This window comes from Streptomyces sp. H27-H5, from assembly GCF_026627505.1.
GTDB lineage: Bacteria > Actinomycetota > Actinomycetes > Streptomycetales > Streptomycetaceae > Streptomyces.
Genome location: NZ_JAPNLK010000008.1, coordinates 56,851 through 69,543 on the forward strand (window position 1 = coordinate 56,851; position 12,693 = coordinate 69,543).

A 12,693-nucleotide genomic window follows, 5' to 3' on the forward strand; every position below is an offset into this window, starting at 1 on the left:
TCCCCGGCGGGCGAGGATCGGGCGCATGAAGAGTGATCTTTTCGCGTCCGAGAACCTGGTCCAGCCCGCAGCCGCCCCCGGCATGACCCTGCAGAACGCCAAATCCGTCAAGTACGCCGTCAACGGCGAGATGCTCGCCCGCCAGGGCTCGATGGTCGCCTTCCGCGGCAACCTCCAGTTCGAGCGCAAGGGCCAGGGCATAGGTGGCATGCTCAAGCGCGCCGTCACCGGTGAGGGCCTCGCGCTGATGTCCGTACGCGGCCAGGGCGAGGCATGGTTCGCCCACCAGGCCGGCAACTGCTTCATCATCGACTTCGAGCCCGGCGACGCGCTCACCATCAACGGCCGCAACGTCCTGTGCTTCGACCCCGGCCTGTCCTACGAGATCAAGATGGTCAAGGGCGCGGGCATGACCGGCGGCGGCCTCTTCAACAGCCTCTTCACCGGCACCGGCAAGCTCGCCGTCGTCTGCGACGGCAACCCGATCATCATCCCGGTCACCGCCCAGGCCCCGGTGTTCGTCGACACGGACGCGGTCGTCGGCTGGAGCGCTTCCCTGGACACCGGACTGCACCGTTCCCAGTCCGTGGGGTCGATGATCCGCGGCGGCTCCGGCGAGGCCGTCCAACTCAAGCTCAGCGGCGAGGGCTTTGTCATCGTCCGCCCGAGCGAGGTCACCGAGGCGACCTCGGGCCATTGAGACGGACGGAGGCGGGCCGCCGCCACGGCCGGCGGCGACCCTGGGCGCCGGCCACCGGATCGGTGGCGGTCCCGGTCGGCGCCCTCGTGGTCGCGGCGGGCATGGTGGCCTGCGACGTCGCCGCGCGGCGCGGCTGAGTACGCTCGGAGGCATGGACCAGCCCCAGCAGGAGACCTCGTACTGTCCCGCCCCGGCCGCGCCCGCCGAGTCCGTCATGGTGGCCGGACCGCCCTACGCGGACTGCCTGGAGTGCGGCAAGCCCACCGAGTACGGGGTCGCGACCCCGGGCGTGGTGCTGTGCCCGGTGTGCGAGTGGCAGGAGGCGCAGCGCACCGCCTGCTCGGGCTGACCCCGTACCCGGGTCCCGTACGCGGACCCCGTATCCGGTTCGCGCACCGGGGTCCCGCGTCCGCTGCCCGCTCGTGGTCCGCTCACTTCCCGATGAGCTCGGACACCTTCACGAAGCGGTAGCCGCGCTTGCGCAGCTCCGGGACGATCGTGTGGATGGCCTCCTCGGTGACGGGTGCGGCGCTGCGCGTGCAGTGCATGACCACCACGGAGCCGGGCTTGACCCCGGCGAGCACCTGCTCGGCCACCGCGTCGGGGTCCTTGGCGAAGGCGTCCCCGCTGACCACGTCCCACTGGACGGCCGTCACCCTGGCGGTGGCGATGGCCCGCAGCGCCTGGTCGTCGTAACAGCCGCCGGGGAAGCGGAAGTACGGGACGGTGTTCACCGCGCCCGCCGTGCGGAAGGCGGCGAAGGCCCGGTCCACGTCGGCCCGGGCGGCGGCGCCGTCGAGGGTGGGCAGTCCGTAGCAGGGGGACTTGAAGGCGTGGTGGCTGTACGAGTGGTTCGCGATCTCGAAGTTCGGGTCGGTGCCGATCGCCTTCGCCTGGTCCGGGTACTCCTCGGCCCAGCGCCCCGTCATGAAGATCGTCGAGGGCACCTTGAGGGTGCGCAGGGTGGAGATCAGTTCGGGGTTGTCGAACCGTTCCCCCGAGGCGGCGCGCGGCCCCTGATCGGAGGTCATGTCGGCGTCGAAGGTCAACGCCACCGTCTTGTCGGTCTGTCGCCTCGCCCGTTCGAAGACCGGGGTCAGGCCGTTGGGGCCGGGGGCGATGGTCGGGGCCTTGCCGGGCGCGCCGGGCCGAGGGGCCGTCGAGGAGCCCGGGGTTCCGGGAGAGGGGAAGGGGGACGCGGGGGTCGATGCCGCACGGGTGCCCATACGGGCCTCCCCGCCGGCCTGCGACGTGCCGGTGCCGCCCGCGCATCCTGCGAGGGCGGCACCGAGGGCGGTCACGGCCGCGACGTTGCGCACTGAGACTGAAATGGTCACATGAGCAAAATATATGACTATGTGACAAGTAGTCGTTTGCGGCACTCCTCCACGTCGAAGTCACCCTTCGGGTACCGGGGCGCCAAGCCCTCCAGGTGCTCCAGCAGCAGGGTGCTGATCGCCCAGTCGCGGTACCACTTGCGGTCGGCGGGGACGACGAACCACGGCGCGGCGTCCGTGGAGCAGCGCTCCAGGGCCAGCTCGTAGGCGTGCCGGTACTCGCGCCACAGGAGGCGCTCCTCGATGTCGCCCCGGTTGAACTTCCAGTGCTTGTCCGGATCGTCGAGACGCGCCAGGAGCCGCTTGCGCTGCTCCTCGTAACCGATGTGGAGGAACACCTTCACCACGGTCACCCCGTCCTCCGCCAGGGACTCCTCGAACCGGTTGATCCGGGCGTACCGGCGGCCCAGTTGGCTGCGCGGCACGAGCTCGCGGACCCGGGCGATCAGGACGTCCTCGTAGTGCGAGCGGTCGAAGATGCCGATCTCGCCCGGCGCCGGGAGGGCCTTGGTGACGCGCCACAGGAACGGGTGGCCCAGCTCCTCGGGTGTCGGCGCCTTGAACGCCCTGATCCGGCAGCCGGACGGGTTGAACTGGCCGATCACGTGCTTGACCGTGCCGCCCTTGCCGCTGGTGTCCATGCCCTGGAGCACGAGCAGCACCCGCCGGCGGTCCCCGGCGGTGGACGACGCGTACAGCCGCTCCTGGAGGGAGGCCAGCGGCTCGGCCATCCGGGCGATCGCCTCCCGACCGGCCGCCTTGCCGGTGGGACCGACCGGGGTGCCGGCGGGGTCGAAGCGGCGGAGGTCGAGCCGCTCGCCCGCGGGAACCCGCAGGGCCTCCCGCAGGAGTGGGACGCTCCGCGCCCCCGCCCCGTCACCGCGCCCGCCCTTCCCCCGGCTCTTCCCCTTGTCCTTCCTCCCCTTCTCCTTCTCCTTGCCCCTGGTCCCGTTCTCGTCCTCGGCTTCGGGCGTGCTGCGCTTCCTGGCCACCTCTACCCCAATCGCGTCGGCTCCGTCCGATGGTGCAACACATCGAACGCGCTCGCGATGCGAGGTCGGCGGCTCAGTGCCAGGGGCCGGTCACCGCGAACGTGGTCCCCGGGTCATAGGCGTTGACGTACATCGTCCGCCGGTCGGGGGAGAAGGTGACCCCGGCGAACTCCCCCCACGCCGGGGCGCCCGGCCCCCCGATGTCGTCGGCGTTGCGGGCCATCGGATAGACCTCCCCGCCGAGGGTCACGCCGAACACGTACTGGGCGCCGCCGCCGTCCTCGCACACCATCAGGCCGCCGTCCGGCGCCAGGCAGATGTTGTCGGGGGAGTCCCCGGGCAGTTCCACGTCGGAGGCCGGTCCGAAGAGCACGTCGAGCCGGAGCCGCGCCCGCAGCGGGTCGTAGAACCAGACCTGCCCGTGGTGGTCGGCTCCGGCGCCCTCGCCGGAGCGGGCGTAGCTGGACACGAAGTGGACGCCGCTGCCGCCCCAGTAACAGCCCTCCAGCTTCTGGGCGTGGGTGATCCCGCCCCGCCCGAAGTCCTGGAGGCGGATCGGGGTGTCGGCCGCCGAGGGATCCGGAACGGGCACCCACTCGACGGGGAACTCGGCCCCGGGCTCGTCCACCACGGCCAGGTCCGGGAGCCCCCGGACCCGCAGGGCCTCCAGGGTCCCGCCGGCCCGCAGGGACCCGGGGCCGGCGAGGGGGCGGGCGGGCAGGAAGCGGTAGAACAGCCCGAAGGGTCGGACGAAGGCGTCCTCGGTCTCGTAGACCACCCCGGTGTACGGGTCCACGGCGACGGCCTCGTGCGCGAAGCGGCCCAGCGCGGTCAGGGGGACCGCGCCCGAGCGGAGCGGGTCGACGGGGTCCACCTCGAAGACGAAGCCGTGGTCCTCGGTGTACCCGGCGGTGCCGGCCCGGTCCTCGGTCTCCTCGCAGCTGAGCCAGGTGTTCCAGGGGGTGCGGCCCCCCGCGCAGTTGACGGCGGTGCCGGCGAGGGCGACGCGTTCGGCGGTCACCCGGCCGGTGCGGTCGAGCTCCAGGACGGTGCAGCCGCCGAGCGCCCGGGGATCGTAGGTCAGCCCCTCGACGGCGGGGACCCGGAGCGCGGCGGTGGTCCGGTTCTCGTGGTTGCGCACCAGGCGGACGGCTCCGCCGGGGCCCGCCGCGAAGGCGGCCATGCCGTCGCAGTTGGCGGGGACGGGGCCCTCGCCGGAACGGAGCGGGTCGCCGGCGCGCGAGAGGACCCGGTACGAGAACCCGGCGGGCAGATCGAGCAGCCGGCGGGGGTCGGGCACCAGCGGCCCGTACCCCCGGGTCACCGGCTCCGCGCCGGCCGCCCCGGCGAACAGCGCGCCGAGGGATCCGCCGAAGGCGATGCCGATGCCGCCGGCGGTGAGCAGGCTGCGGCGGGTGACGGACATCGGCAACTCCCGGCGGTGGCGTCTGACATGTGACCGGGCCGTGGTACCACGCGGCCCGCCCCGCATCCGCCCGACGCGGCTCCCACCGGTGGGGTGTCACCCCACCGGGTGCCCGCCTCCGACCCGTCGAGGCCTCCGTCGCATCCCGGTCACCGGCGTCGGTCCGGGCGCTCCGGCCGGAGGGATCCGGGGGCGACCCGCTCGGGCCGCGCCCCGGGACGCCGGTGTCAGAGCAGCTCGGCGGAGAGGGTGATCGTCGTACCCGACAGGGCCTGGCTGACCGGGCAGTTCTTCTTGGCGTCCTCGGCCGCGGCGGCGAAGCCCTCGGCGTCCAGACCCGGGACCTCGGCCCGCACGGTCAGGTGGATGCCGGTGATGCCCTCACCGGGCTGGAACGTCACATCGGCCTTGGTCTCCACCCGGGTGGGGGGAGTGCCCGCGCCGTCCAGGCCGTGCGAGAGCGCCATCGAGTAGCAGCTGGAGTGCGCGGCCGCGATCAGCTCCTCCGGGCTGGTCTTGCCGTTCGCGGCCTCGGCGCGCGAGGGCCAGGAGACGTCGAACGAGCCCTGACCGGAGGAGTCGAGGGTGACGACGCCGGCGCCCTTGAGGAGGCTGCCCTGCCAGTCGGTGTGGGCGGTACGCGTGGTGGCCATGATGGATCCCTTCGCAGAGGTGGCAACGACCGGGCCGACCCACGCGGGAACCTTGGACGGATCCGCACGGGAGGGGGCCCGGCGTTCCCCAACCTACTGGGCCACCAGTGGCTTCGCGTCGCGCGCCAGGGCGGTGAGCCGGGATATGGCCCGGAAGTACTTCTTCCGATAGCCGCCGTTGAGCATTTCTTCACTGAACAGCCGGTCGAAGGGCAGTCCCGAGGCGAGTACGGGGACCTCCCGGTCGTACAGCCGGTCGGCCAGGACGACCAGGCGCAGGGCCGTCGACTGGTCGGGGATCGGGCCGACGTCGGTCAGGCAGACGGCCGACACCCCGTCCGTGAGCGCCCCGTAGCGGCTCGGGTGCACCTTCGCCAGGTGTTCCAGGAGCCCCGGGAAGTCGTCGAGGCTCGCGCCCGGGGTCGCGTACGCCGCCTTGGTGACCTGCTCGTCCGAGAACGGCGCGGGCGCCTCGGGCAGGCCCCGGTGCCGGTAGTCCTGGCCGTCGATGCGCAGCGGCCGGAAGTGCGAGGACAGGCCCTGGATCTCCCGCAGGAAGTCGGCGGCGGCGAACCGGCCCTCGCCGAGCTTGCCGGGCAGCGTGTTGGAGGTGGCGGCCAGCGCCACGCCCTGCTCCACCAGGCGGCTCAGCAGCGAGGACACCAGCACGGTGTCGCCCGGGTCGTCGAGCTCGAACTCGTCGATGCACAGGAGCCGGTGCCCGCCCAGCGTCCGCACGGTCTGCTGGAAGCCCAGGGCGCCGACCAGGTTGGTCAGCTCCACGAAGGTGCCGAAGGCCTTCAGCGCCGGTTCCGCGGGGGTGGCGTGCCACAGGGAGGCGAGCAGGTGGGTCTTGCCGACGCCGTAGCCGCCGTCGAGGTACACCCCGCGCGGGGCGGCGGCGGGCGCGGCGGGCTTCCTCGCGAACCAGCGCCGCTTGCCGGAGCCGCTCGCGTGGGCCCCGCCCAGACCGGCCGCGAAGCCGGCGAGGACGGTGACGGCCTCGGACTGGCTCGGCTGCGTCGGGTCCGGGTCGTACGTCTCGAAGCGCACCGAGTCGAAGCGCGGCGGCGGCACCATCTCGGCGACGAGCCGCTCGGCGGGCACGTGCGGGGCGCGGGCGCACAGCGCCTGGGGGCCCTCGTCGGCTATCGGCGGCTGCCCGGCGGCGGCGGAACCAGAGGTCGAGACAGAGGTGGACACAGCCCTTAACTCTACGGGGCGTGCCACACTGCACCGATGCGACGCCTGTTCCCTGTGACCGATCAGACATCAGCAGCCCGGAGCGACCGCGAATGGTCGTTCGACGAGCTCGCGGACGCGTACGCGTACCCGGCGCTCGACGCCGGCGCCCACTGGCTGCGGGCCAACATGGTCTCCACTCTGGACGGGGCCGCCCAGCACGACGGCCGCTCGCAGCCCATCTCGGGCGAGACCGACATGCGGATCTTCGGCACCCTGCGGGCCCTGGCCGATGTGGTGGTCGTGGGTGCGGAAACGGTTCGCCAGGAGGGGTACCGGCCCGCCCGCGCCCGCGAGGCGTTCGCGGCCCGCCGCAGCGCCGCCGGTCAGGGCCCGGCCGCCGCCATCGCGGTGATCACCGCCTCCATGGATCTGGACTTCTCGCTGCCGCTCTTCACCTCCCCCCTGGTGCCCACGCTGGTGCTGACCGGTGCCGGGGCACCCGCGGAGCGGGTCGCGGAGGCCACCCGGGCCGGGGCCGAGGTCGTGGTGGCGGGCGACGGGTCCGCCGTGGACCCCGCCCGGGCGGTGGGGGAGCTCGCGGCCCGGGGGCTGCGCCGCCAGCTGACCGAGGGCGGGCCGAGGCTGCTGGGCCAGTTCGTGGCCGCCGATGTGCTGGACGAGCTGTGTCTGACGATCTCCCCGACGATGACCGCGGGGGGCGCCCAGCGGATCTCCGGAGGGCCTTCCGTCACGGTTCCGCACCGGCTCGCGCCCGCCTGCGTACTGGAAGAGGCCGGGTTCCTCTTCACCAGTTACCGTCGGATCTGACAAGGGGCGGAATTTGTCGTTCCGCTTAGCTTTCGCTGGGCACACTACCTGCGCGGCCCCGTGTGACAGCGGGGCAGGATGGTTTCCGCAGGGGCCGGCTCGACCGGCCTCGGCCCATGAAGGAGAGGGCGTCCGTGTTCACGAGCGTATTGATGATCGAGCAGCCGCTGACCACGGTGGACGTGGACTTCGTCACCACCCTGCACGGAGACGACCAGGTCTCCTTCGTCGTCCTCATGCAACCCCGGGGTGACCAGGACCGCCTGCTCCGCGCCATCGACGACGTCGCGCTCGGCGAACTTCCCGAGGCCGTCCACGAGGGCGAGGAACCCGAGGGGGAGGCCGCCCAGGGCCCCGCCGCGCAGGCCCTGGCGCACTCCCTGAACGCCCTGCGCCACAAGGGGGCCAACGCCACCGGCCAGATCATCGGAGCCCACCCCCTGGACAAGCTGAAGGCCGTCGTGGAGGAGACGAACGCCGACGAGGTGATCGTCCTGACCGCGCCGCACTTCGTCGAGGAGTTCTTCCACCGGGACTGGGCCTCCCGCGCACGGCACAAGGTCGGTGTTCCGGTGCTCAAGCTCTTCGCCCACAACGAATAGGCTGGGCCCGGTTCACCTCTCGTACTCGATTCCTGGAGCGACCTGAATGAAGCCCGGCCTGCCGACCGCCATGGAACGGCCCCACTTCATCGGCATCGGCGGCGCCGGCATGTCCGGCATCGCGAAGATCCTCGCCCAGCGCGGGGCCGAGGTGGCCGGAAGCGACTCCCGTGACTCCGAGACCGCCCGGGCGCTGCGCGCCCACGGCGCCACGGTCCACATCGGGCACGCCGCCGAGCACCTCGCCGACGACTCCACCTGCGTGGTCGTCTCCAGCGCCATCCGGGTCGACAACCCGGAGCTGGTCCGCGCCGCCGAACTGGGCATCCCCGTCGTGCACCGCTCCGACGCCCTCGCCGCCCTGATGGACGGCCCGCGCGCGATCGCCGTCGCCGGCACGCACGGCAAGACCACCACCACCTCGATGCTGGCGGTGTCCCTCTCGGCCCTGGGCCTGGACCCCTCGTACGCCATCGGCGGCGACCTCGACGTCCCCGGCTCCAACGCCCACCACGGCGCGGGCGACATCTTCGTCGCCGAGGCGGACGAGAGCGACCGCAGCTTCCACAAGTACACCCCGCAGGTCGCGATCATCCTCAATGCGGAACTCGACCACCACGCGAACTACGCGTCGATGGAGGAGATCCACGAGTCCTTCGAGACCTTCGTCGGCAAGATCGTCCCCGGTGGCACCCTCGTCATCGCCCACGGTCAGGAGGGCGCCGCCGAGATCGCCCGCCGGGTCGCCGACCGGGACGGCCTCACCGTCGTCACCTACGGCGAGGAGCCCGAGGCCGACGTCCGGATCACGAAGATCACCCCGCGCGGTCTGACCAGCGAGGTCACCGTCGTCGTCGACGGCCGGATGCTCACCTTCACCGTCTCCGTGCCCGGCCGCCACTACGCGCACAACGCCGTCGCGGCCCTCGCCGCCGGTGTCGCGCTCGGCATCCCCGCCCACAACCTGGCCTCCGCCCTCGGCAAGTACACCGGGGTCAAGCGCCGCCTCCAGCTCAAGGGCGAGGAGGCCGGCGTCCAGGTCATCGACTCCTACGCGCACCACCCGACGGAGATGACCGCCGACCTGGAGGCCATCCGCGGCGCCGCCGGGGACTCCCGCATCCTGGTGGTCTTCCAGCCCCACCTCTTCTCCCGCACCCAGGAACTCGGCAAGGAGATGGGCCGGGCCCTGGCCCTCGCCGACGCCTCGGTGGTCCTGGACATCTACCCGGCCCGCGAGGACCCGATCCCCGGCATCACCAGCGAGCTGATCATCGCCGCCGCCCGCACCGCGGGCGCCGACGTGAGCGCCGAGCACGACAAGGCGGCCGTCGCCGACGTCATCGCGGGAATGGCGAAGCCCGGTGATCTCGTTCTCACCATGGGCGCGGGCGACGTCACGGACCTGGGTCCCCAGATCCTCGCCCGGCTGTCGAACTGAGGGAGCGGGAACGTCATGGCGTACGAGGTCGAGAAGACGGACGAGCAGTGGCAGGCGGAGCTGACCCCGTCCGAGTACCAGGTGCTGCGTCTCGCCGGCACCGAGCCCGCCTTCCGCGGTGAGTACACCGACACCAAGACGGAAGGCGTCTACTCCTGCCGGGGCTGCGGCTCCGAGCTGTTCCGCTCGTCGGAGAAGTTCGAGTCGCACTGCGGCTGGCCGTCCTTCTTCGACCCGAAGGACACCGACGCGGTCGAACTGATCGCCGACACCTCGCACGGCATGGTCCGCACCGAGGTCCGCTGCGCGAAGTGCGGCTCGCACCTGGGCCACGTCTTCGAGGGCGAGGGGTACCCCACCCCCACCGACCAGCGGTACTGCATCAACAGCATCTCCCTGCGGCTGAGCCCCGACGCGTCCTGACGCGCCACCCCGTGCCCGTGTCGACACCCCGGTGACGGCACGGGCACGGGCGGGCCGGGAGATCACCCGGTCGTTCGCCGGCTGATCTCCCGGGCCGCGCTCACTTGCGTACGACGGCCCGCGCCCCGCCGAAGTCCAACTCCAGCCCGGAGCGCAGCGGAACGGTCTGGCCCGGGGCGATCTGTTGCGTACCGCCGTCGGCCCGGGTGCCCGTCCAAGTCCCCGACGACCGGTTCGCCAGCCCGAACCGGCCCGGCTTCTGCGGGTGTTCGGTCAGCTCGGCCACCAGCGTCCCGTCCCCGTAGTCGTGCCGGGACGGCTCCGGCGCCAGGTGGTGCGCCTGCACCCGCGAGTGCCGGTGCAACAGGATGTGGTGCTCGGTGCGCGGCGGGGGAGTGGTCAACACCAGCCGGGGCGGCAGCAGCAGCGCGTTCCCGCAGCTCCAGCAGTCGCCCGCGACGGCGCCCCGGGGCTCGGTCATGTTCTGGCGCCCGCAGTGCGCGCACTCCACCACCGAGTCGAGCACCGCCCGCAGGGTGTCCCGCCACTCCGATTCCCGGACCCGGGCCGCCGGATCGACCAGACCGACGGTGAAGTTCCGCGTGAACAGGGCGTGCAGGGAAGCCGGCGCCGCCGCCCAGGTGGCGAGCACCGTCGTGTGCTCGACGGGGTCCGGGGCGTTGGCGTCGTCCTGCGGATCGAAGACGAACAGCGGCCGCTTCCCGTACAGCTTGCGCTCGGCGGCCTCGTCCAGGCAACGGATCTCCAACTCCAGCTTGCCCCGGAGCGGGTGATGGTTCATCAGCAGCATGAACAGCAGCACCGACAGGGAATGCAGATCACTCTGCGTCCCCGGTCGGGCCCCGGGGTCGCCGCGGACCAGTTCGGGAGCCATGAACGCCATGGTCCCCGAGATGCCGGTGCTGTCCCCCTCCACCACCGCGTTGTCGTTGTCGCAGACCAGCACGTCCCCGGTCAGCGGATCGAAGAAGATGTTCCCCCAGGAGATGTCCCGGTACGCGATCCCGCGCGAGTGCAACGCCTGGTACGCCTCGACGGTGTAGAGGCAGGCGGTGAGCAGGGCCCGGGGGGTCGTGCGCAGCGCCCGGCGGAACAGCAGCGGCAGCCCCTTGAACCGCTCGGGCCGGACGTCCATCAGGTAACCGAAGCCGCCCCGGTGGTCGGCGACGAACTCCCGCGGCCACAGGAACCGGTCGTCGTCGAAGTCCCGCTCCACCAACTGGCGCACGATGGCCTGCTGTTCCGGGGTGGCGCAGGACGGGTAGTACCACTTCAGCGCCTGGTCCCCGGCCGGGGTCCGCACCCGGTACACCTCCCCCTGGCCGCCCGAGCCGAGCAGGTCGAAGACCTCCAGGGCGGTGCCGCTGTCCGTGGTCAGCGACGTTCCGCTGTCGAGCATGCCGCTCATCGATCACTCCCGTGCGGTTCCGTCGGTACGTCGTGCGGCGCCGGGTGCGCCGTCGGCGGGGCGGCCGGATGCCAGGCGGCCACCAGGGTGGTGTCGTCCCCGGAGTGCCGTGAGGCCTTGCCCAGCCACTGCGGCAGGTCGGCCCGTACGCGGGACGCGCCGTCCTGCGCCAACCGGTCCTCCAGCCCCGCGATGAACTGGCGAAAGCCCAGGTCGTCGGTGAAGCTCTTGGACAGCCCGTCGGTGGAGCAGGCGATCAGCAGGGGGAGCCGCGCCGGTTCGGTCACCGGATCCCAGTGCGTGCGGACGCGTAGCCAGGCGCGCGGCGTGCACAGCGACTCCGTCTCGTCGCCCAGGTCGGCCTCGGCGGGCGCGAGGGGCACGCTCACCGATCCGGCTCCGGACATCACCGTCAGCTCACCGTCCCCGAGCTGCCAGGCCGCGAAGACCCGGGGGGTGAGGACCGCGCCGACGAACGTGCTCCCGTACAGCAGCACCTTGTCGTCCTCCGACACCCCCGGATCCTCGTGGGTGCGGTGCCGCTCCCAGTGGCCCAGCACCTTCTCCCGCCAGGCGTGGACCAGTTGGCGCGGGAAGGTGTGCTGCGCGTAGTGCATCAGCCAGGCCAGGCTCGGCGGACGGTCGTCACCCGGCGGGTGGGCGAGCCGGCCGAACAGCCGGGCCTCCGCGACGAAGAGGTCCACCGCGTAGTGGGAACCCTGATGGCTGCGCGCGTGCACCGCCGAGCCGTGGCCGTCGGCCACCGCCAGGATCAGCGGCTCCTGCGCGCTGCCGTTCCCCTCGACCTCGCAGTAGTCCTGGTTGCGCGCCTTGTGTGCGCCCTGGACGCTCTCGCGAAAGGTCTCCCAGTGCTGCGCGGCGGGCACGGGGGACGCGGGCCCCCCCCGGGGGCGCGGGGTCGCTCACCATACGTCGTCTTCGTCGTCGTCCAACGTCAGCGGGGCGAACGGGGGCTGCTTGGTCAACGTCACGTCCCCCGGCCCCGCCATCGGCTGCGACGCCGCCTTCACCGCGGCCGTCGAGGCCCACCGGATGGCCGCGGCGAGCTGCTTGGGACTGTTCGCGTCCAGCGGCTGGAGCTCCGGGTTCCCCAGGAACTCCTGGAGCACCGTGCGGTCGGCGTCCGCGCCGATCGCGATGGCCACCCGGACCGCCTTGCGCCCCCACGGGGTCGCGTCGACGGCCCGCAGCCCCGACTTCCAGTCGTCCGTGGGAACCCCGTCGGAGACCAGAGCCAGCACCGGCTTCAGGGCCCGCTGCGGCATCGGCGGCGTCTCCAGCTCGCGCGCCGCCAGGTGCAGGGCCTCACCCAGGTTGGTCATCCCGTCGACCTGGACGTCCTGCCAGGTGAACTGTTCCACGGGCACCGGGTCCTGGTGGTGCCACCGGGCGGTCGTCGAGAACGTCATCGTGCGCAGCATCAATTGGGCCGCCGGATTGTCCTGCGCGACCGCGCGCATCTCCGGAACGGCCTCTCTGATGGCGTAGTTGAGCTGGCCGATCTTCTCGCCCTGCATCGAGTACGAGCAGTCGAGCAGCCAGATGAAATGGACGGGCCGGTGCGCCATGGCTCCGCCGGGGATGTCACTCACCACATACCTCCCTCGAACCTCACATGAGACAAAGAACAGGAATCACGACGGCGGCGACCGCGAC

General features: G+C 72.2%; 15 protein-coding genes. 7 read left to right on the forward strand and 8 right to left on the reverse strand.

The window, feature by feature from the left end:
• The first annotated feature begins 25 nt into the window (after positions 1 to 25).
• Genes OTB19_RS05560 through OTB19_RS05570 form a run of 3 tightly spaced genes read left to right on the forward strand, consistent with a single transcriptional unit; the run spans position 26 to position 1,049 of the window.
• Positions 26 to 700 (forward strand): AIM24 family protein, encoded by a 675-nt coding sequence (locus OTB19_RS05560; protein ID WP_267796878.1) that lies wholly within the window; start codon positions 26 to 28, stop codon positions 698 to 700.
• Positions 697 to 837 (forward strand): hypothetical protein, encoded by a 141-nt coding sequence (locus OTB19_RS05565; RefSeq protein ID WP_267796879.1) that lies wholly within the window; start codon positions 697 to 699, stop codon positions 835 to 837. The genes OTB19_RS05560 and OTB19_RS05565 overlap by 4 nt, the downstream gene beginning before the upstream one ends.
• A 14-nt stretch (positions 838 to 851) precedes the next feature.
• Complete coding sequence (locus tag OTB19_RS05570; protein WP_267796947.1) at positions 852 to 1,049, forward strand: hypothetical protein; 198 nt, start codon at positions 852 to 854, stop codon at positions 1,047 to 1,049.
• Between the two features lie 82 nt (positions 1,050 to 1,131).
• On the opposite strand, the gene OTB19_RS05575 is transcribed toward OTB19_RS05570, so the two are convergent.
• The 5 genes from OTB19_RS05575 to zapE form a co-directional block, all read right to left on the reverse strand.
• Positions 1,132 to 2,031: a polysaccharide deacetylase family protein gene (locus OTB19_RS05575; protein ID WP_267796939.1), complete on the reverse strand. Its 900-nt coding sequence runs from the start codon at positions 2,029 to 2,031 to the stop codon at positions 1,132 to 1,134.
• Between the two features lie 23 nt (positions 2,032 to 2,054).
• Complete coding sequence (locus OTB19_RS05580; RefSeq protein ID WP_267796940.1) at positions 2,055 to 2,885, reverse strand: PPK2 family polyphosphate kinase; 831 nt, start codon at positions 2,883 to 2,885, stop codon at positions 2,055 to 2,057.
• A 217-nt stretch (positions 2,886 to 3,102) separates the two neighbouring features.
• On the reverse strand, positions 3,103 to 4,455 hold the full coding sequence (locus OTB19_RS05585) for an alkaline phosphatase PhoX (protein WP_267796880.1): 1,353 nt from the start codon (positions 4,453 to 4,455) through the stop codon (positions 3,103 to 3,105).
• Between the two features lie 227 nt (positions 4,456 to 4,682).
• Positions 4,683 to 5,108, reverse strand: coding sequence for an OsmC family protein (locus OTB19_RS05590; RefSeq protein ID WP_267796881.1), 426 nt, complete (start codon positions 5,106 to 5,108; stop codon positions 4,683 to 4,685).
• A gap of 93 nt (positions 5,109 to 5,201) precedes the next feature.
• Positions 5,202 to 6,311, reverse strand: coding sequence for a cell division protein ZapE (gene zapE, locus OTB19_RS05595; RefSeq protein WP_267796882.1), 1,110 nt, complete (start codon positions 6,309 to 6,311; stop codon positions 5,202 to 5,204).
• Between the two features lie 36 nt (positions 6,312 to 6,347).
• On the opposite strand from zapE, the gene OTB19_RS05600 reads away from it, so the two are divergent.
• The 4 genes from OTB19_RS05600 to msrB all read left to right on the forward strand — a co-directional run bounded on the left by OTB19_RS05600 (position 6,348) and on the right by msrB (position 9,587).
• Positions 6,348 to 7,121: a pyrimidine reductase family protein gene (locus tag OTB19_RS05600; RefSeq protein ID WP_267796883.1), complete on the forward strand. Its 774-nt coding sequence runs from the start codon at positions 6,348 to 6,350 to the stop codon at positions 7,119 to 7,121.
• 134 nt (positions 7,122 to 7,255) lie between these two features.
• Positions 7,256 to 7,723, forward strand: a complete 468-nt coding sequence (locus OTB19_RS05605; RefSeq protein WP_267796884.1) for an indole-3-glycerol phosphate synthase — start codon at positions 7,256 to 7,258, stop codon at positions 7,721 to 7,723.
• A 46-nt stretch (positions 7,724 to 7,769) separates the two neighbouring features.
• Positions 7,770 to 9,164, forward strand: a complete 1,395-nt coding sequence (murC, locus tag OTB19_RS05610) for a UDP-N-acetylmuramate--L-alanine ligase (protein ID WP_267796885.1) — start codon at positions 7,770 to 7,772, stop codon at positions 9,162 to 9,164.
• A gap of 15 nt (positions 9,165 to 9,179) precedes the next feature.
• Positions 9,180 to 9,587 (forward strand): peptide-methionine (R)-S-oxide reductase MsrB, encoded by a 408-nt coding sequence (gene msrB, locus OTB19_RS05615; RefSeq protein ID WP_053684759.1) that lies wholly within the window; start codon positions 9,180 to 9,182, stop codon positions 9,585 to 9,587.
• A 100-nt stretch (positions 9,588 to 9,687) separates the two neighbouring features.
• On the opposite strand, the gene OTB19_RS05620 is transcribed toward msrB, so the two are convergent.
• The 3 genes from OTB19_RS05620 to OTB19_RS05630 are packed head-to-tail and all read right to left on the reverse strand — an operon-like array spanning position 9,688 to position 12,605.
• Positions 9,688 to 11,016, reverse strand: a complete 1,329-nt coding sequence (locus tag OTB19_RS05620; protein WP_267796886.1) for a protein kinase domain-containing protein — start codon at positions 11,014 to 11,016, stop codon at positions 9,688 to 9,690.
• On the reverse strand, positions 11,013 to 11,903 hold the full coding sequence (locus OTB19_RS05625) for a protein phosphatase 2C domain-containing protein (protein WP_267796887.1): 891 nt from the start codon (positions 11,901 to 11,903) through the stop codon (positions 11,013 to 11,015). Before OTB19_RS05625 ends, OTB19_RS05620 begins: the two co-directional genes overlap by 4 nt.
• A gap of 36 nt (positions 11,904 to 11,939) precedes the next feature.
• Positions 11,940 to 12,605 (reverse strand): vWA domain-containing protein, encoded by a 666-nt coding sequence (locus OTB19_RS05630; protein ID WP_267796941.1) that lies wholly within the window; start codon positions 12,603 to 12,605, stop codon positions 11,940 to 11,942.
• Between the last annotated feature and the right edge of the window lie 88 nt (positions 12,606 to 12,693).